Raw genomic sequence first — 19365 nt, forward strand, 5'->3', positions numbered from 1 at the left:
TCGATGAAGGCTGCCCGATGAAAGGCTTCTGGCGCGACGCCGTCGAGTTCTTCCCGATCCTGATGAACGGCGTCGCACTGACGATCGTCGTCACCATCGGTTCGCTATTGCTCTCGACGGTGCTCGGCCTGATCTGGGCGATGATGCGGGTGTCCGGCATCAAGGCGCTGTCGATGATCAGCGCCAGCCTGATCAATGTGATCCGCGGCATCCCGATCATCGTGCTGTTGTTCTACCTCTACTTCGTGATGCCCGATCTCGGCGTCACGCTATCGGCCTTGCAGGCCGCGATCCTCGGGCTCGGCGTCGCCTATTCGGCCTATCAGGCGGAAAATTTCCGCGCCGGCATCGAGGCGATCGACAAGGGGCAGATCGAGGCGGCGCAGTCGATCGGCATGGGCTGGTGGCTCACCATGCGGCGCGTGGTGCTGCCGCAGGCGGTGCGCATCGTGCTGCCGCCTTACGGCAACGTCATGATCATGATGCTGAAGGACTCTTCGCAGGCCTCCACCATCACGGTCGCCGAGCTCGCGTTGCAGGGCAAGCTGATCGCGTCCTCGACCTTCAAGAACACCAGCGTGTTCACGCTTGTTGCGCTGATGTATCTCACCATGAGCATTCCGCTGATCCTGCTGGTTCGTCACTTCGAGAAGCGGGCCGGCAAGCGATGATCGAGCTGAACGACGTCCACAAGAGCTTTGGCGAGAACGAGGTGCTCAAGGGCATCACGGCCTCCGTGCAGAAGGGCGAGGTGGTCTGCATCGTCGGTCCCTCCGGCTCCGGCAAGTCCACCATCCTGCGCTGCATCAACGGGCTCGAAAGTTACGACCGCGGCGAGATCAGCGTTGAGGGCCTGAAAGTCGATCGCGATGCGCCGTCGATCGTGAACATCCGCACCCAGGTCTCGATGGTGTTCCAGCGCTTCAATTTGTTTCCGCACCGGACGGCGCTGGAGAACGTGATCGAGGGGCCGCTCTTCGTGAAGAAGGAGCCGCGTGCCCGGGCGCTGGAGCGCGGCCGCGCATTGCTTGCCCAGGTCGGGCTTGCCGAGAAGGCCGATGCGCATCCGCCGCAGCTCTCCGGCGGCCAGCAGCAGCGCGTTGCGATCGCGCGGGCGCTCGCCATGCAGCCCAAGGCGATCCTGTTCGACGAACCGACCTCGGCGCTCGATCCCGAACTCGTCGGCGACGTGCTCGGCGTGATGCGCAAGCTCGCCGACGACGGCATGACCATGGTCGTCGTCACTCACGAGATGGGCTTTGCCCGCGACGTCGCCGACCGCGTGCTGTTCATTGACGGCGGCGTCATCGTCGAGCAGGGGCCGGCCAAGGCGCTGCTCAACCAGCCCCAGCATCCGCGCACGCAGGATTTTTTGCGGCGTGTGCTGCATCCGCTTTGATTGGTCTTTGCCATGCCTGCGCGCCTGCCTCTGCCGCCCTCGCTCTATGCCGACACCGCCGTTGCGCCGGCCGCCACGCCGCCGCTCGATACGGACAGGAATGTTTCGGTCGCGATCGTCGGCGGTGGTTACACCGGCCTGTCCACGGCGTTGCATCTGGCGGAGCAGGGTGTCGAGGCGCTGGTGCTGGAGGCGCAGGAGCCGGGTTGGGGCGCGTCCGGCAACAATGGCGGCCACACCAATCCCGGCCTGAAGCACGATCCTGATCAGATCGAGGCGGACTTCGGCGCAGACCTCGGCCGCCGTATGATCGAGTTCTCTTACGGCACCACGAATTTCACGCACGATCTGATCCGCCGCTACCAGATCCCGTGCGAGGCACGTCAGAACGGTACGCTGCGCGCGGCCTATCACGAGGCCAGCGCTGCCGCGATCAAGACGACCGCTCAGCAATGCATCCGCCGCGGCATGCCAGTGACCTATCTGAACCGCGAGCAGCTCCGCGAGATGACCGGCACCGACCGCTACATCGGCGCCATGCTGGATGCGCGCGGCGGCGATCTGCATCCGCTCAGTTACGCCCGTGGTCTCGCGCGTGCGGCGGTCTCGGCCGGCGCGAAGGTGCATGGCGAGACGCCGGCGCTGTCGCTGCGCCGCGATGGCAGCCGCTGGCGCATCGAGACGCCGCGGGCGGTGGTTCATGCCGACAAGGTCCTGCTCGCCACCAACGGTTTTACCGACGATCTCTGGCCGGCGCTCCGCCGCACAATCGTGCCGGTGTTTTCCTCGATCGCGGCCACGGCGCCGCTCTCCGATACGGTGGCCCGCGCGATCATGCCGACGCGGTCCGTGCTCTACGAGAGCGGCCACATCACGGTGTATTACCGCATCGATCAGCACAATCGCCTCTTGATGGGCGGCCGCGGCCCGATGCGCTGGATCAAGTCGCCGTACGACGTCGCCTATCTCATGCGCTATGCCGAGCGGCTATGGCCGCAGTTGAAAGGCGTTGCCTGGACTCACGGTTGGAATAGCCGTCTCGCCATCACCGGGGATCATTACCCCCATGTGCATGAGCCGGCCGAAGGCATCCTGATCTCGCTCGGCTGCAACGGCCGCGGCGTCGCGCTCGCGACCGCGATGGGCGCGCAGCTCGCGCGTCGGCTGATCGGCGGCGCCAAGGCGGAGATCGACATGCCCATCACGGGCATCAAGCCGATCCCGATGCACGCGTTCTGGCCGGTCGGGGTGACGACCGCCGTGATCGCCGGCCGCATACGGGACCGGCTCGGCATGTGAAGAAGGCGCCGCCCGGTCAGGAGCGACGCCTTGCATCATTGGCAGATATCCGACTTCAGCAGCGGCCCTGTTTCCACAGGCCGGGCGGGCACCCGTGACCGCGCCAGCCGACCTTGCGTCCGCGCGACCATCCGGGTGGTGAGCCGTAGTAATGATGGCCCATCGAATGACCATGACCATGGCCGTGCCCATGTCCACCGCCATGTCCACCACCATGCCCGCCCTTGGCCAGGGCAGGACTGGTGAATGTGAATCCGGCTGCAAGGATCAGCGACGCGGCGAGCGCAAGTTTCTTCATATGTCCTCCACTGGGGCGAGCGCACTTGTCCGTTCAATCAACGAACGGCCGGTAGGTAAGTTCCCTGCGAATGTGGAGGAGTCGTGACGCTCGCGCAGATGCGTAATCGCGCGAGAACTCAACGCGCGCTGGCACATTCCCGCATTGATCGATGCGCTCAGGCTTCCGCCACCGCGTCGGCCCAGGGCTGGAAGATCTCGACCGCGCCGGAATTCGTGTCGCCCTCGCGCATCACCACGCTCGGGCAGGCGAATTTCTGCGGTAAGGTCTGCACGCGGGTCTCTTCATAGTCGAAACGCGAGCCCAGCGTCTTGCGCACGTCCTCCGACAAGCGAGCGTCCCCGATCACCACCGCGCCCTCGCTGGCGTCGATGCGCGGCTGGTGGATGGCGGCATCGAGGTCCATGCCGAAATCCATTGCGAAGGAGACGAGCTGCATCACCGAGGGCAGGATGCGGCGGCCGCCGGAGGCGCCGACCGCGAGCCGCTTGCCGTCCTGTGTCTCGGCGATGACGGGCGTGTAGTTGCAGAGACAGCGCTTGCCGGGCGCGAGCGAATTGGTGGTGCCCGGCGTCGGATCGAACCACATGATGCCGTTGTTCATGGCGATGCCGGTGTGCGGCGTCACATATCTCGAGCCGAACGAGGAGAGCAGCGTCTGCGTCACCGCGGCGATGTTGCCGTGGCGGTCGACCACGGAAAAATGCGTGGTGCAGGCGGGTGCGAGATATTCGGCGCCGAGCGAGCGTTTGCCGTCGGCATCGCCCATGTCCTTGAGCCGCTCGCGGAAGGCCGCCTGCAGAGCGAGCGCATATTCGACATAGGCAGCCGCGTCCGGCGCGCTTGCCGGCGTCAAGCTCTGCTGCAACAGGCGCAGCGCGTGCGCCATGGTGGGCCCGGCCGTGAGCTCAGGCGTCGCATAGACCTTGCCGCCGCGATACGGGATCGCCAGCGGCTCGCGCAGATGCGCGCGGAAGGCGGCGAGGTCCTCGACCGACAGCGAACCGCCATCGGCCTTGATGTCGGAGGCGATGCTCCTGGCGAGATCGCCCTGGTAGAAATCGCGCGGTCCGGCCTCGGCGAGATGCGACAGCGTCGCTTTCAGCGTGTCCTGCGGCAGTCGCGTCTCGGCCTTGATGCCCCATGGCGCGCTCGGCGGCAGCCCATCCTTCAGAAACGCCGCCGCGCTGGCGGGATAGCGCCTGAGATCGGCGGCCGAGCCCGAGATCGTCACCGTGGTCCACCAATCGACCAGCAAGCCTTCGCCGGCGAGCCTGGCTGCCGGCGCGACCAGATCCTTCCACGGCATTTTGGCGTAGCGGCGGTGCGCCTCTTCCATCCCGGCGACGACGCCGGGCACGGCGATCGAGCCGGGGCCGTGGATGTTGCGATCGTCCTTCACCCGCGGCCAGGGGAAGAGATCGGACGCCGGGCCTTCGCCGCTGAGCGGATAGTCGGCAACGCGCAGGCTCTGCGGCGCACACATGCCGTAGTCGATCACCTCGTAACGATTTTCCTTGGCACGGTAGAGCACCATCGCACCGCCGCCACCGATGCCGCTGTTCCAGGGCTCCACCACATTCAGCGCCATGGTGGTTGCAACGATCGCGTCCACGCAGTCGCCGCCCGCCGCCAGCACCTGCGCGCCCACTTCGGCCGCCCGCCGCGATTGCGAGGCGACGATGCCGCCCTTGGAGCTGACGGCGGGTTTGCGGATGGTTTGGTTGAGGCTGAACTGATGAGGCATGATGTCGTCTTGATCTCTGTTGTTCTGGCGTTGCTGTGCCGGCGCGGAAGCTCAGCATTGGCTGATGTTGCGAAGGATGGCACATTGCCGCCAACGAGAAAATCCAAAGGGAGACGCGACATGGCTGGTGTGAAACAGGCGCGGGATGGCGCGGTCGGAATCCTGACGCTGGACGAGCCGGCGAGCCTGAATGCGATGACGCCGGACCTGCTCGGTGCGCTCGCCGCCGCCATCGGCGAGATGTCGCAGGACGAGGGTATTCGAGCCCTGATCCTCACCGGGGCGGGGCGCGGTTTTTGCTCAGGACAGAATTTGAAGGCCTCGGAAGCGCTGGGTGAGGATCTTGCTGCCGGCGTCATGAGGTTCTACTGGCCCGCCTTCAAGGCGCTGCGGGAATGCCGCGTGCCCGTCGTCGTCGCCGTTAACGGCGTCGCGGCCGGCGGCGGCTTCAGCCTGGCGATGGCCGGCGACATGATCGTGGCGGCGCGGTCGGCGAGCTTCATCCAGGTGTTCAGCCGCATCGCGCTGGTGCCGGATCTCGGCTCGACCTGGCTGTTGCCGCGGCTGATCGGCCGCCAGCGCGCCCTCGAGCTGATGCTGCTGAACGAGCCGCTGACGGTCGAACGCGCCCAGGAGATCGGCCTGGTGCGGCAGGTCGTCGAGGATGCAAAGCTCATGGACGAGGCGCTGGGTCTGGCGCGCCGCCTCGCCGAGGGACCGACCCGCGCCTTGGTGGCAACGCGCCTGCTCGTCGAGGAGAGCGAGCATGCGACCTACGAGGCGCAGTTCCGCCGCGAGATCGAACTCCAGGCGGTGATCCGCAAGAGCGCCGACGCCCTCGAGGGGCGCAACGCCTTCGTGGAGAAGCGCAAGGCGAAGTTTACGGGGAGGTGAGGTGGGGCACGCTTGCCCTGCTCGTCATGCCAGGGCTTGCCTCGGGCATCCGTCTTTGGCCCACGCCCCAAAACGTAGATGGCCGGGACAAGCCCGGCCATGACGAAGGAGAGACGGAGATTGGAAGCCGCGAGGCCTCAGCGCTCAGAGCGAGCGGTTCAGCCGGCTGGCCTGATACTTGGCGCGCCATTTGGGGCCCGGCCCGCGCATGTAGTGCAGCTCCGGGCGGTAGGGGTCGCCCGCGACCCTGATCAGCGTCTGCCATTTGGCGGCGACGAAGTTCACGGGCTGGCGGAACAGGCTCAGTGAAGCGAGCAACATGACATCACCTCAATGCGGCTTGCCGAGCATGGCGGTGAAGGGAAGATCGAACAGATCCTCGCCGTCGGAGCCGCTGACATGGATCACCCAATCGCGCCAGTCTTCAGCGCCGGGCGTCTGGATCATCGAATTCATGATCTGGGAGGCACGGTCGCGCGCCTCCGTGAGATTGGAGACGGCGGCGCCGTAGCGGTCGATCAGCGTGCCCTCGGTGTTGGAGCAGTGAAAATAGACCTGGACCATATGCGCCTCCTGGCGGGAGTAACTTGGATGGCAAATCGATACCACCCGAAGCCTTCGCGAAACATTCGGGTCGAGCCCGGTAAGGGAATCTACGGATATTGGTCGGCTCAGAGGTCGTTACAGGTTTAATCACAGGCGAGTGATGTTCGGCTGGACGGCGTTCGGACGGCGTGAAACAGCTGTTTCGCGGGAAATCTTGGGGGCCGCCGTGAGCTACTTCACATCCAGGCGTGGACGCCGAAGCCTGCGCGCATGCGCGGGGATGTTGGCGGTTCTGCTTGGGCTCGCCTCGGCGGCGTCATCGGAGCCGCCCCGCCGCAGCGGCTATGCGGTCGGCGCGGAAACCTGCGGCAATGGCGATCTCGCTTTTCCCAGGATCCAGATCGACATGAAGGCCGGATTTTGCGCCGGCCTCGTCGCCAGCGAAGAGGATGGCCTGAAATTCCCGCGCGCGATTGTCCAGGTGCCGGGCCGGGAGCTGTTCGTGGTGGCCGACATGGGCGGCTGGGGCCACACCGACGGACGGCTGCTGCTGCTCGACCCGCGCGCGGCCCAGGGCCAACGGTTCAGGGAGCTTCTGACGGGAATCGAATATCCGTTCGGCCTGGCCATCGGCCCGGACAAAAAGCTCTACGCCTCGACCGCCGAGACCATCTTCCGGTTCGACCCGCTCGCCGACAATCCGCGCGGCACGGTCGAGACCATCATCCGTCATATGCCTGGCCGCCGGATCACGCTGCCCGACGGGACAAGGCTCCAGGAGAGCGCGCATCCGCTCAAGCAGTTTGTCTTCGACAGTAACGGGCGGCTATTCGTCAATGTCGGCTCGCACAGCGACGACTGCATCACGCCGGCGCCGATCACAAAGCCTTGCGCGACGGCCGAGGGCGCTTCCGCGATGGCAGCGATCTGGCTGTTCACGCCGCCCACGGGTGGCGTCTTCCCGGCGCTGAAGCCTGGCGATGCCGATCCGCCGCACACCGTCTATGCGCGGGGCTTGCGCAACTCGATGGCGCTGGCGCTGCATCCGAAGTTTCCCGAGGCCGGCTACGCCTTCCTGCAGGGCGAGAACAGCCGCGACTTGCCCGACATCTTCAAGCCGAACGAGGAGATCAACGCGATCGAGCAGGGCAGGCATTATGGCTGGCCCTATTGCTACGATCTGTCGACGCCGAGCCCGGAATTCAGGAACGTGCTGCAAGGTGGGCTCTACAAATCGCTCTGCACGGCCAACGCGCTCTACAAGCCGCCGCTCTCGCTGATGCCGCCGCACGGCGCGCCGCTCGCGATGCTCTATTATCACGGTGGCAAATTTCCGGAGCTGGAGGGCAAGCTACTGGTCGGCCTCCACGGCTATCGTCCGACCGGCAGCCGTGTCCTCGTCTACGACGTCGACGATCGCGGTTTCCCCAAGCCGTCCCCGGCGCCGGTGCGCTACCACGTCAGTTGCGCCGCCGATCCGGCGCGCAGCTTTCAGACAGACGCCGGCGAGGTCGCCGCCGCGCCGTTCGACGAGCTGATCGCAGGCTGGCACCGCGTCAACGGCACGCGGCCGCAAGGTGCGCCGGTCGGCATGACGGTCGCGGAAGACGGCGCGATCTGGCTGGTCGAGGACAAGAACCGGACGGTGATCCGCATCGATCGTGCCGCGGGTGATCCGCCACAGCCGCTGCCGTGCGACATGCGCAGCCAGGCGATGATCAATCAGCTCGCGGCCTTCGTCGCCGGGGATGCGCAGAACAGCGCCCGGCTGACCACGCTGCGCAAAGGCCTCGTCGAGAAGCATTGCGTCGGCTGCCATTCCGATTTCGGTTTGAAGGGCGGCCAATCGGAGGCGGAGAAGGACGCGGCGGTGCTCCGCTTCATGCTGTCGCAGGACGGCTGGATCTATCCCGGCGATCCCGATGCCGGCAAGCTGCGCACGCGACTGCGCGGTCTCGGCGCGGAGAAGCTGATGCCGCCGGGCGGCGAGAGCCTGCCGAAGACCGAGCCTGGCTACAAACGCCTGCTGGACACCGCGGATCTGCTCGTCGCGACAATGGTTCCGGGCACGCGGATGCGGATCAAGCCGGGCCCGCCGCAGCGCAAATTCTTTGGCAAAACCAGCAAGGAATGCGGCGAAATACCGGCTGCGAAGGTCGTTGTCGTGACACAAAGGAGCGCTGTAGACAAACCCGGCTTCAGCCGATTCTTCCGGCCTGCCGATCCCTATTTGAATGGCGAGTGCACCGACGGCGATGGCTATTACATCCGGCAGGAATTTCTGGTGCCTGTGCAGTAGCGTCCTACTCGCCGTTGCGACGGCATCCGCCCAGGCAGAGACCAAGCTGTTCGAGAGCGCGCAGGTGACGCCTCCCGGCGAATATACCTTCGGCATCGAGGGCCCCGCGGCTGACCTCGACGGCAATTTGTTCGTGGTCAATCTCGGCAAGCCCGGCACCATCGGCCGGCTGCCAGCCGGCGCCACCGCGTCGGAGCCGTTCACGGCGCTGCCCGATGGCAGTGTCGGCAACGCCATCCGCTTCGACCGCAGCGGCACCATGTTCATCGCCGATTACAAGAAGCACAACATCTTCGCGATTGCGAAGGGAGCGACCGAGCCGTCTCTCTGGTTTCACTCCGACGAGATGAACCAGCCCAACGACATTACGATTGCACGCGAGGGCACGATCTATGCGAGCGATCCGAACTGGAAGGGCCGCGAAGGCCATATCTGGCGGATCGCGAAAGGCGCCGACGGCACGGTGCAGGGGCAGATCATGTCGGCGCCGCGCGCAATGGGCACCACCAACGGCATCGATCTCAGCCCTGACGGCAAGACGCTTTATGTCGGCGAATCCAGCAGCGGCCAGATCTGGTCCTATGCGATCAATGGCAACGAGCTCACCGGCGCAAAGCTCGTCAAGGCATTTCAGCCCGACACCGTCGACGGACTGCGCACGGACGTCATCGGCCGGCTCTATGTCGCGCGCATTCTCAAGGGCACGATTGCGCTGATGAAGCCGAACGGCGCGGTCGAGCGGGAGATCGCGCTGAAGGCCAAGGAGCCGACCAATCTCGCCTTCGGCGGCAGCGACGGCAAGACCGTCTTCGTCACCCAGCGTCAGGGTGGCTTCATCGAGTCCTTCCGCACCGATCAACCGGGCCGCGAGCACTGCCTCCAGCGCGGACGCTGCTGAGCCGAGGGCGATCTGCTTCCGCCGCAGGGCGAGACGGCATTCTTCTTGCTTGCATCTGGCCGCCGCAGCGATCAAGACGTCTGTGAGCACGCGACCACGGAGTGTTTGAGTGAAAGCCGTCCATACCGAACTGCACCGCAGCCACGATCCGCAATTCTTCCTGGTTCGCGGCGTCGTCAAACGCACCACCGAGCAGCCGGAGCGCGCCGACCGCCTGCTGAAGGGGTTGAAGGACGGCAAGCATCAATTGGTCGAGCCGACCACATTCGGGCAGGGACCTCGCGCGCGCATTCACAGCCCGGAATATCTGTCGTTCCTGAGCGAAGCCTGGGACGCCTGGACCGCGCTCGGCGATTCCGGCCCCGAAATGATCGGCAACATCCATCCGGTGCGCCACGCTGCGACCTACCCGACCCACATCGTCGGCAAGCTCGGCTGGCACACCGCCGACACCGCAGCGCCGATCGGTCCGGGCACCTGGGCTGCGGCCTGTGCCGCGACCGACGTTGCGGTCACCGCCGCGCAGATGGTGATGGACGGCGAGGATGCTGTCTATGCGCTCTGTCGTCCGCCCGGTCATCACGCCTATCGCGACATGGCCGGCGGCTTCTGCTTCCTCAACAACAGCGCGATCGCGGCGGCGCATCTGCGGCAGAAGCACGAGCGCGTGGTGATCCTCGACGTCGACGTCCATCACGGCAACGGCACGCAAGGCATCTTCTACGCCCGGCCCGACGTCTACACGGTGTCGATCCATGCCGATCCCATCGCCTACTATCCCTATGTGTGGGGCTATGCCCATGAGCGCGGCGAGGGACCCGGCCTCGGTACCAATCTCAACATTCCCCTCGCCATCGGCACCGGTGATGACGGCTACATCCAGGCGATGGACGTGGCGCGCAAGGTGATCGAGTCCTTTGCTCCCGGTGCCCTCGTGATCGCGCTCGGCCTGGACGCCTCCGAGCACGATCCGCTCAAGGGATTGGCCGTCACCACGCCCGGCTTCCGGCGCATCGGCCAGGCCATCGCCAGGATGGGCCTGCCGACCGTGTTCGTGCAGGAGGGCGGTTATCTCTCGGATATTCTGGGCGCGAACCTGACCTCGGTGCTGGCCGGATTTGAAGAGGCGCGGTGAGGGATCTTCGCCTCTCCCGCGTTGGTGGTCATGCCCGGGCTTGTCCCGGGCATCCACGTTCTTCGAGCGTGGAGCAAGACGTAGATGGCCGGGACAAGCCCGGCCATGACGGCGAGAGTGATCTAAAACATCCCGCTCGCCGCGAGCGCCATGCAGACGTGCTGCATCTCGGCCTCGTCCGCCACCATGTCGAGCATAACAGTGGTGAGCCCCTTGGCCGCAAAGTCCTTCAGCTTCGCGCCGATCTCCCGGTAGCTGCCGACGAGATAGGGGCAGTCGGCCTGGAAGGTCAGGAACGGCAGCAGCCAGTAGCCATTGTCCTGAAGTTCGCCGGTCTGTCCCTCGTACAGGTGCCGCTTCCACACGGAGTCGCTGTTCTCGACGGTGAGCACGAGCAGCTCGCGATCGTCAGGGTTGTCGCGGAAACGCAGCTTCGCGGCCTGCCGCGCCTCCTCGCGTCCCTCGCGGGCGAAGATGCCGAAATTCATGCCTGATACGTTGAGGCCGCGATCGAGATCCGGCGGCAGCATCTGCATCTTGATGCAGCCGGTCTCCTTCGCCACGCGCTGGGCCGCCTCGGATTGGCCTGCGATCAGGAATTCGGGCATCAGCTCCGCCGGCAGGCGCGGGCGAAGCTGCAGATGGTGCGCACGGTAGAAGCGGCCCTCGAAATTCACCGGCCGCGGGCTTGCCAGCAACTGCCGCATCAGCCCCACGAATTCGCCGAGCCTGATATAGCGGTCGGCATGCGACTGGTCGTCGCCCAGCCCCTGCAAGTCGCTGACCGCGGTCCCCGTGATCATGTTGAGATAGACCTTGCGGCCGTGAAGCTGCGCCAGGGACGAGACGAATTTCGCCGCCGTGAACGGGTGCATGTAGACCGGATTGACGGCGATCAGCGGCGAAGATCGCGTCGTCGCAGCCATGACGTGCTGGGCCATGGCCCAGGGCTCGACGAACACGTCGTTGCCTTCGAACAGCAATATGCCTTCGAATCCGTTGCGGTCGGCGAACTGCGCCACCCGCATCAGCTCGCCGACATATTTTCCGGCGTCGCGGTTGCGTGAAATCGCGGGAAAGACGCGCAGCCGCGGCTGCGTCATTCAGCCGCTTCCTGGAGCGGCCAGGCATTGCGACTGATGGGAAGGCCACCGTCCGCACGGGAGCCGTCGGCGATCGCGAGGCGATGCGAGGGCGAGGGCGAGCACAGCGAGAACCGCCAGCCGTCGGGATCGTCGGCGATATCGGGCTTGAAGCTGATCTCGATGGCCTCGCGCGAGACCTGCATCGCGAAGGCGTCGAGCGGCAGATTGAGCCCAAATCCCCTGGCCTTCAGATAGGCCTCCTTGAGCGTCCAATAGTCGAAGAAGCGCTCGGTCGCCGCAGGCTCGGGCAGTCCGCGCAGCGTTTCGACCTCCTCCGGCGCAAAGAAGCGAAGCGCGGTGGACAGCGGCGCCACCCGCCGCGACACGGTTTCGACGTCGACGCCGACGGACTCATGTCTCGACACGACGCAGGCGACGCAGCCGTCGGCATGAGACAGGCTGAAATGCAGCGCGCTCGAGGTCGCGGGTGCTGCGACAAACGGCCGCCCATAGCGGCCGGCTGCAAAGGACCAGTCGGACGGCGCGACGTTGGAGGCGATCTGCGACAGCGCCAGGCGCAGCATCGCATGTGCGAAAATATACTGCCGCCGATGCCGCTCGAACATGAAGCGATCGGCCCGGACCCGCTCGTCGACCGAGAGCAGCCGTCGACAGGCCTCGACCGCGCCCGGCGCGTCGATGGACTCGATCAGTCCGACAAAGAGTTCAATTCTGTCGTCCGCCATCAATTGGGCCTTTTGCGTCAGGCCGAAGGCAGATCCCCGGTCCCGACGGAAGAAACAACTGAGCAAGAATCAATCAAGCGGACCGCTTCTAGCGGTCCACCCGGGCGAATTCTTGTCGATTTGCAGGCCGGTTTACAGGCGCAAGCTTGTGCGAGACCCCAACTCGACACGCGAGCGGCCCATCCCCGAAAAGTGAAGCCCTAAAGATTCGTACGGCGTCCCGGCCGACGAATCTTACTTCTTCTTCTTCTTCTTCTTGGCTTTCTTCGAGCCGCCAAGCACCGAAAGGCTGGCGTCGACGTCCTTCAGCGCGGACTGGAGCTTCTTCTTCTCGGCACCGAGCAGCTTCTGGAGGGCCTTGCGGTCCTTGTCGCTCAACGACGTGCCCTTTGTAAATTTGATGAAACCCATAACACTCCCCCGGTGGAAAATAATCGTCCAAATCAAAACGCGGGAATAATCTTGCGCGACGGCGCCAAATAATCAAGATGCAACTTGGTCATGCACAGCTTTGACGAGTGAACCCGTATTAGTCCGCGATGTCATCCGCTCACGCCGCGTTGCGCGCGAGTAATCGGTCGAGCGGCGTGTTGGGCTGGGCGACGGCGGCCCCCAGCAGCGCAACGAGATCCTCCATCCACGCGCCGACCCTGCGGCCGTCGAGTAGCTCAAGCTTGTAATTGCATGAGCCGGTGATGCCGGTCGGGCGCTCCTTGAGCATCAGCGACAGCCAGGTCTGGTCGATCGGCAGCACCGGCTGGCCTTCGCGTGCGATGTTGCCGATCGATCCTGTCGCGAGGTCCGGGAGATCGAGCGGCTGGCGCAGCGGATTTTGCAGCGTGAAATAGACCTGGAGCAGCGAGGCCGGATCGATCCCCTCCCGCTCCAGATGGTCGGCCAGGATGTTGAAGGGCAGCTCTTGCCGCGCATGCGCGTCGAGCACGCTCGGGCGTACCCGCGCTAGCGCCTGCGTGAACGATAGCTCCGGCGTGATTTTGGTGCGGACGATCACCGTGTTCTCGAACGGGCCGACGATTCGGTCGGTGTCCGGCTGGGCGCGATTGGCCATGGCGGTCGCGATAGAGATGTCGGTGCGACCCGTCCGGGCCAGCAGGAGGGCCTTCAGACCGGTGAGCAGGCACATGAACAGCGTGCCATTGTGCCGGCCGGCGAACACCGTGAGTCGGCTGATCAGCTCACGATCCAGATTCACCGGATGATGCCCGGTCGACGCGCCCGGGCTTGATTCGCCGTCGAAAACGGACACCGCGCCGCGCAAATTCTCCGCCCAGTCGGCCGCCTGCAGGCGGGCGGCGTCCGTGCCGCACCACCAGCGCTGCCAGCGTGCGACGTCCGAAAAGGCCGGGGGCGGCTTCGGTAGCGGTACCGACTGATATCCGGCCAGCGCCGCATAGCGGCTGGACAATTCCTCGAACAGCACGCCGATCGACCAGCCGTCGACAATGGCATGATGCAGCGTCAGCAGCAGCACATGTTCGTCGTCATGGAGCCGCAACAGCCGGGCGCGGAGCAGCGGCGCGCGCGTCGTGTCGATGGGCGTAGAGGTCTCCTGTTGGATCAGAAGATCGATCTTCCGGAGCTCCAGTGCCTTGCGCCGCTTGTTGGCGTGGGGATGACCGTCGCCGATCGTCTCGATCGTCAGGACACGGCCGAGGGTGCCGGGTGCGGCGATGCGGCTGACGGGCTCCTCGCCGTTCCAGCCGAACGCGGTCCGCAGCGATTCGTGCCGGCGCACGACGTCCTCGATCGCCTGTGCCAGGGCGGCCGCATCGAGCGGACCCTGCAGACGGAACGCGAAGGGCAGGTTGAACAGCGGCAACCCCGGGAGGTTCTGCTCGATCCGCAGCATCTGGTCCTGCGCGATCGAGAGCGTTGGTCCGCTGCTATCGGTCAGGCTCGCTTCAGCCAGACTTTTCACGCTTGCGGCAGGCTTGCGCGGCGTCGCCGCCATGGCCTGGTCGACCCGCCGGGCAAGCCCTTCGATCGTCGGTGCCTCGAAGATGGTCTTGATCGGCAGCGACACGCCGAGCGCGCGGGCGATACGCGCCATCGCCTGGCCCGCCAGCAGCGAATGGCCGCCAAGGTCGAAGAAATTGTCAGTGACACCCAGGCTTTCCACCTTGAGCAGGTCGATCCAGATGTCGGACAGCACCTTTTCAGTAAAGCGCCGCGCCGGCACGGGCGCGTCCGGTCCGGGCGCCTCCTGCTGCGTCGGCACCAGCAGTGCGGACCGGTCGATCTTGCCATGGGCATTAAGCGGTACGTGATCCAGGAACAGGAATGCGGACGGGATGGCGTGGCCCGGCAACCGGCTCTTCAGGAATTCGCGCAGCTCGCTGGCGCTGATCCGGCTGGCGGGCCGTGCGACGATATGGGCGATCAGCCTGACATCGCCGCTCGCCTCGCGGCGCGGCTCGACGATGCCGGTCCGCACGCCCGGATGGTCGGCCAGCGCGTTCTCGATCTCCTTGAGCTCGATACGGTAGCCGCGGACCTTGACCTGATGGTCGGCGCGGCCGAGGCATTCGATCGTCCCGTCGGCACGGCGGCGGGCAAGATCGCCGGTGCGGTAAAGCCGACTGCCTGGCTGGCGCGAGAACGGATCGGGCAGGAAGCGCTGCCGGCTCTGCGCGGGATCGTTGACATAGCCGCGGCCGATTCCGGCGCCGCCGATGCAGAGCTCGCCGGTCACGCCGACCGGCTGCGGCTGGAGGTTGGCGTCGAGCACGTAGAGCTGGGTGTTCGGCAGCGGCGCGCCGACCGGAACGTTGCTCGTCGCGGTCGCCGGCGCTTTGGTCAGGCGATGCAGGGAGACGTCGTCGGAACATTCCGACGCGCCATAGGCGTTGATCAGCGGCACCTTTGGGCAACGGGCGAACCAGGCCCGGCAAAGCTCGACGGGCAGCGGCTCGCCAGTCGAGATCAGGAGGCGCAATCTCGCAAAGGCGCGCCGGACCTGCGCCTCGTTCATCCGTTCGACGATGACGCGCAAAAGCGATGGGACGATCTCGAGCACGGTGATGCCTTCGCGTTCGATCTCCCGCGCCAGCAGGATCGGGTCCTGCACGATCGCGTTGTCGCAGACATGCACGCGCGCGCCGACCATCGGCCCCGCCAGGAACTGCCAAACCGATATGACAAAGCTCTGCGGCGCGGTCTGCGCAATCACGTCCCTGGCGGAGAGGCCGAGCTCGGCAATCAGCGAGGCCAGATGGTTCGACAGGCCCCGCTGCTCGATCATGACGCCCTTCGGCGCGCCGGAGGAGCCGGACGTATAGATGAGATAGGCGAGGCTAGAGGCTGTGTGCCGTACGGCGCGGGACGGCTTGGTCGATCCCGAGGCGATCGCATCTTCGAGTTCAGCCACCGGGATGCGCTCGACCAGCGGTTCGAGCAGCGCGGCAACCATGGGTGACCGCGCGCGGCTGGTCAGCAGCATGCGGGCGCAGCTCGATCCGAGAATGGTCGTGAGCCGCGCCGGCGGCTGATCGGGATCGAGATTGAGGAAGGCCGCGCCCGCGCGCTGGACGCCGATCATCGCGGCGAGCAGTTCGGGGCCGCGATCCGCAAGCAAGGCCACCACGCTCTCGGCACCGACGCCTTCGCGCACCAGCCAGCGCGCAACCGACCGGCTGCGGCGCGCCAGCTCGCGATAGCTCAGGGAGGTGTGTCCATCCGTCACCGCGATGGCGTTCGGCGTCATCCTGGCCTGACGGTCGAAGCGTTCACTTACATTGCCGCTTGTGATGAAATTGGCCGGCGCGCCCCGGCCTGTCGTCAGCAATTGCCGGCGCTCGGCCTCGTTGAGGAGCGGCAGGCGCGAGATGCGCTGCTCCGGATTGGCGATGACGGCCTTCAGCAGAGACTTGAACTGTGCCGCCATGCCGTCGATCGTCGCGGCGTCGAACAGGTCGGTGGCGTATTCGAAGAAGCCGGTGAAGCGGCCGTCGGCCTCGACCAGCTCGAGCGTGATGTCGAAGCGCGCCACTTTCGGATCGATCTCCAGCCGCCGCGTCGAGAGGCCGGGAAAGCGGGCCGCCTCGATCGAGGCGTTCTGGAGGATGAACATGATCCGGAACAGCGGATTGCCGTCACTGCGGCGTGCGATCTGCAATGCGCGCAACACCTCCTCGATCGCAAGGTCCTGGTTGCGGTAGGCATCGAGCGTGATCTGCCGGACCCGCCGCAACATCTCGCTGAAGCTCGGGTCGCCGCTAAAATCGTTGCGCAGGATCAGGGTGTTGGCAAACAGCCCGATCAGGCGCTCGCTCTCGATCTGGTTGCGATTGGCGATCAGCGATCCCGTCGCGACGTCCTCATGCCCAGTGTGGCGGTACAGCAGGCACTGGAAGACTGAGAGCAGCGTCATAAAAGGCGTGACGCCCTGATCCTGGCTCAATGCTCGGACATCGCCCGAGAGAGCCTTGGAGAACTCGAAATAGTGGCGAGCGCCGTGACCGCTCCAGACCTCCGGCCTTGGCCGGTCGGTCCGCAGCGGCAGCGTGGTGACGCCGTCGAGTTGGCCTCGCCAATAGTCGAGCTGGTCCTTGGCTGCTGGCGTCTGCGCCCAGCTCTGCTGCCAGAGCGCGAAGTCGCGATATTGAAAAGCGGGCAAAGGCAATGCCGCCACGCTCTTCTTGTGAGCGGCGGCGTAGTGGGCGGCAAGCTCCTCCCAGAACAGGCGTTGCGACCAGCCGTCGGTGACGAGGTGATGGACATTGACCACCAGCGCATGGCTCGTCTTGTCGAACGACAGCAGGGTGACTTTCAGCGGCGGCTCCTGCGCCAGGTCGAACTTGTATTGCGCGAGCTTGAGCGCCTCGCGCCTGATCACTGCGGTCCGCTTGTCGGCAGGACAGGGCTTGAGCTTGACCCGCTTGAGCCGCGGCGGCGATTGCAGCACGAGCTGCGCCGGCTCGCCCCGTCGTTCGACGACGACCGAGCGTAGCGCCTCGTGGCGTGCGCTGATCGCGGCAAGGCTCGCCTGAAGCGCGGCGACGTCGATCTGGCCGTTGAGCACCGCGACTTCGACGACGTTGTAATTGTAGCGCGTCGGATCGAGCCGCGAGAGCACGTACATCCTCTGCTGCTGGAACGAGAGCAGCGCGTCTGCTTCCATCGCCTGCCGCCAGGCCGGCAGTGTCGCCCCGTGCCGGCTTGCGGCGGTGTCGATCCGGGCTGCAAGCGCGACGACCGTGGCGCAATCGAAGATGTCCTCGAATGAGAAGTCGACGTTGAAGCGTTCGCGCAGGCGAGAGCGCATCTGCGTCACTGCGAGCGAATCCGCGCCGAGCGCGAAGACGTCCTGATCGATTCCGACCTGCGGCAGCTCCAACAGGCCGGCCCAGATCGCGGCGAGTTGTGTCTCCAGCGCGTTGCGCGGCAGCCGTGCCTCGTCGCCGTTCTCCGGCTTGGCGATCAGCTCGGCCAGCGCGTTGCGCTTGACCTTGCCGCTGCCGCCTTTCGGCAGGGCTGCCACGCTGCGGATCAAGCTCGGCACCTTGTAGGCCGCGAGCCGTTTGCGCGCGAACTGGCGCAGCTGATCCGAGGTCGCCTCCTTATCCGGTCGCAGCACCACGACGGCGGCGACGTTCTCGCCGAGCTTTTCGTGCGGGACGGCGAACACGCCGGCCTCCAGCACCGCCGGATGGCTGAGCAGGACCTCTTCCACCTCCAGCGGCGAGATCTTCTGCCCGCCGCGATTGATGACGTCCTTGATGCGGCCGACGATGAAGAGATAGCCGTCCGCGTCGAGATAGCCGAGATCGCCGGTCCGGAACCAGCCGTCGCGGAAGGCGGCCTGTGTCGCCGCCTCGTCGTTGTAATAGCCGCGGCTCATGTTCGGTCCGCGCAGCATGATCTCGCCACGCTCGCCGCTCGCAAGCGCGCGGCCCGTCTCGTCCATGATCGCGATCTCGGGGCCGGCGGCGCGCCCGACCGATCCGACCTTGCGTTGCTCGAACGGATTGGCCGCGATCTGCGAGGCCGCTTCGGTCATGCCGTAGGTCTCGAGCACGGGAACGCCGAACGTCGCCTCCAGTCCTTGGAGGATCGTGGGCGCGAGCGAGGCCGAGGCCGAGCGGATCACGCGCAGCGACGACGATCGGGCGCGGTCCGGGTCGGATTCCGCCGCCGTCAGCAGCGCGCGATGGATGGTCGGCACCGCCGTGTACCAGGTCGGCTGCAGCTGCCGCATCCAGCCGAAGAAGGACGGTGCATCGAAACCGTCGGTGCAGATCACGCTGGAGCCCGCGGCCAGCGCCGTCAAAAGGCCGGAGATCAGGCCATGGGCGTGAAACAGCGGCAGGACGTTGAGCAGGCGATCGCGGGACGAAAGCGACAGCACGTGGCCGGCATTGTAGGCAGACAGGCATACATTGCGATGCGTCAGCGGTACCATTTTGGGCCGCGCCGCCGTGCCTGACGTCAACAGGATGAACGCATCGTCGTCGCCGCGCGAGGCGCCGCCGGTCGCCGCCGGCCCGACCGTCGGACCGATGAATTTGCCGCCGCCCAGATTGTCTTGCGGTCCCGGCACAAAATCGATCACCGCGATATCGAGTGCCTTGGCGACGTCGCGGCTTGCCGAGTTCATGTCGGCCCGGGTCACGAGCGCGGTCAGCTTCAGTTCGCTGAAATAGCGCTGCAGCTCGTCCGCGGTCAGATCGGGATTGACGGGGACGCAGGCGCCGCTCGAGGCAACCGCGATCAGCGCCAGCGCGCTGTCGGCGCCGCGCGGCAGCGCAACCGCAATCCGGTCGGCAGAGGTGATGCCGAGCCGGCGCAGCGTGCCGACGAGATCCTGCGTCACCTCGCCAAGCGCGCCGTAGTTGAGGACGGGCCGACCCGGGGCGAGGAGGGCGGGCGCCTTCGGCGTCTTGCGGGCGTAGAAATCGAGCAGGCCGCCGATATGGACGAAGGTCTTCGTTTCGGCCGCCGTGCCGCTTGATTCCTCCGGGGCTGGGAGTGTGACGTCCGACAATTCCGTTCCCTTTTGA

At 65.8% G+C, this 19365-nt stretch carries 15 protein-coding genes; 7 read left to right on the forward strand and 8 right to left on the reverse strand.

Going from position 1 to position 19365, the window contains the following annotated elements; all coding sequences use genetic code 11:
• The first annotated feature begins 17 nt into the window (after window positions 1-17).
• Genes GGD62_RS33910 through GGD62_RS33920 form a run of 3 tightly spaced genes read left to right on the forward strand, consistent with a single transcriptional unit; the run spans window position 18 to window position 2698 of the window.
• Window positions 18-671 carry an amino acid ABC transporter permease gene (locus tag GGD62_RS33910; protein WP_092253891.1) on the forward strand — a complete coding sequence of 218 codons (654 nt, stop codon included), beginning with the start codon at window positions 18-20 and terminating at the stop codon, window positions 669-671.
• The gene (locus GGD62_RS33915; protein WP_018316950.1) at window positions 668-1399 is read left to right on the forward strand and encodes an amino acid ABC transporter ATP-binding protein; all 732 of its coding nucleotides are present in this window, start codon (window positions 668-670) and stop codon (window positions 1397-1399) included. Before GGD62_RS33910 ends, GGD62_RS33915 begins: the two co-directional genes overlap by 4 nt.
• Before the next feature lie 12 nt (window positions 1400-1411).
• A complete protein-coding gene (locus GGD62_RS33920; protein WP_183712545.1) occupies window positions 1412-2698 on the forward strand; it encodes an FAD-binding oxidoreductase in 1287 nt (428 codons plus the stop codon).
• A 55-nt stretch (window positions 2699-2753) separates the two neighbouring features.
• On the opposite strand, the gene GGD62_RS33925 is transcribed toward GGD62_RS33920, so the two are convergent.
• Window positions 2754-2996 (reverse strand): hypothetical protein, encoded by a 243-nt coding sequence (locus tag GGD62_RS33925; protein WP_177236991.1) that lies wholly within the window; start codon window positions 2994-2996, stop codon window positions 2754-2756.
• 157 nt (window positions 2997-3153) lie between these two features.
• Complete coding sequence (locus tag GGD62_RS33930; RefSeq protein WP_183712547.1) at window positions 3154-4743, reverse strand: gamma-glutamyltransferase family protein; 1590 nt, start codon at window positions 4741-4743, stop codon at window positions 3154-3156.
• Window positions 4744-4863: 120 nt separating this feature from the next.
• On the opposite strand from GGD62_RS33930, the gene GGD62_RS33935 reads away from it, so the two are divergent.
• Window positions 4864-5637 (forward strand): enoyl-CoA hydratase-related protein, encoded by a 774-nt coding sequence (locus GGD62_RS33935; RefSeq protein WP_183712549.1) that lies wholly within the window; start codon window positions 4864-4866, stop codon window positions 5635-5637.
• Between the two features lie 144 nt (window positions 5638-5781).
• Here GGD62_RS33935 and GGD62_RS33940 read toward each other — a convergent pair whose 3' ends face one another.
• Window positions 5782-5958: a hypothetical protein gene (locus tag GGD62_RS33940; RefSeq protein WP_018316954.1), complete on the reverse strand. Its 177-nt coding sequence runs from the start codon at window positions 5956-5958 to the stop codon at window positions 5782-5784.
• 9 nt (window positions 5959-5967) lie between these two features.
• Window positions 5968-6201 carry a DUF6894 family protein gene (locus GGD62_RS33945; RefSeq protein ID WP_018316955.1) on the reverse strand — a complete coding sequence of 78 codons (234 nt, stop codon included), beginning with the start codon at window positions 6199-6201 and terminating at the stop codon, window positions 5968-5970.
• A 262-nt stretch (window positions 6202-6463) separates the two neighbouring features.
• Between GGD62_RS33945 and GGD62_RS33950 the strand changes: the two genes are divergently transcribed.
• The 3 genes from GGD62_RS33950 to GGD62_RS33960 all read left to right on the forward strand — a co-directional run bounded on the left by GGD62_RS33950 (window position 6464) and on the right by GGD62_RS33960 (window position 10515).
• Window positions 6464-8482, forward strand: coding sequence for a sorbosone dehydrogenase family protein (locus tag GGD62_RS33950; protein WP_210318014.1), 2019 nt, complete (start codon window positions 6464-6466; stop codon window positions 8480-8482).
• The gene (locus tag GGD62_RS33955; RefSeq protein WP_183712554.1) at window positions 8439-9380 is read left to right on the forward strand and encodes an SMP-30/gluconolactonase/LRE family protein; all 942 of its coding nucleotides are present in this window, start codon (window positions 8439-8441) and stop codon (window positions 9378-9380) included. The genes GGD62_RS33950 and GGD62_RS33955 overlap by 44 nt, the downstream gene beginning before the upstream one ends.
• A gap of 109 nt (window positions 9381-9489) precedes the next feature.
• Window positions 9490-10515 carry a histone deacetylase family protein gene (locus GGD62_RS33960; protein WP_183712556.1) on the forward strand — a complete coding sequence of 342 codons (1026 nt, stop codon included), beginning with the start codon at window positions 9490-9492 and terminating at the stop codon, window positions 10513-10515.
• Between the two features lie 122 nt (window positions 10516-10637).
• On the opposite strand, the gene GGD62_RS33965 is transcribed toward GGD62_RS33960, so the two are convergent.
• The 4 genes from GGD62_RS33965 to GGD62_RS33980 form a co-directional block, all read right to left on the reverse strand.
• Window positions 10638-11618, reverse strand: coding sequence for an LLM class flavin-dependent oxidoreductase (locus tag GGD62_RS33965; protein ID WP_183712558.1), 981 nt, complete (start codon window positions 11616-11618; stop codon window positions 10638-10640).
• On the reverse strand, window positions 11615-12346 hold the full coding sequence (locus GGD62_RS33970; RefSeq protein ID WP_018316960.1) for a 4'-phosphopantetheinyl transferase superfamily protein: 732 nt from the start codon (window positions 12344-12346) through the stop codon (window positions 11615-11617). The genes GGD62_RS33965 and GGD62_RS33970 overlap by 4 nt, the downstream gene beginning before the upstream one ends.
• Before the next feature lie 234 nt (window positions 12347-12580).
• A complete protein-coding gene (locus GGD62_RS33975) occupies window positions 12581-12757 on the reverse strand; it encodes a hypothetical protein (RefSeq protein ID WP_018316961.1) in 177 nt (58 codons plus the stop codon).
• Window positions 12758-12896: 139 nt separating this feature from the next.
• Window positions 12897-19349, reverse strand: a complete 6453-nt coding sequence (locus GGD62_RS33980; RefSeq protein ID WP_183712560.1) for a non-ribosomal peptide synthetase — start codon at window positions 19347-19349, stop codon at window positions 12897-12899.
• Between the last annotated feature and the right edge of the window lie 16 nt (window positions 19350-19365).

The sequence above is a fragment of the Bradyrhizobium sp. ERR14 genome (assembly GCF_014198235.1).
GTDB lineage: Bacteria > Pseudomonadota > Alphaproteobacteria > Rhizobiales > Xanthobacteraceae > Bradyrhizobium.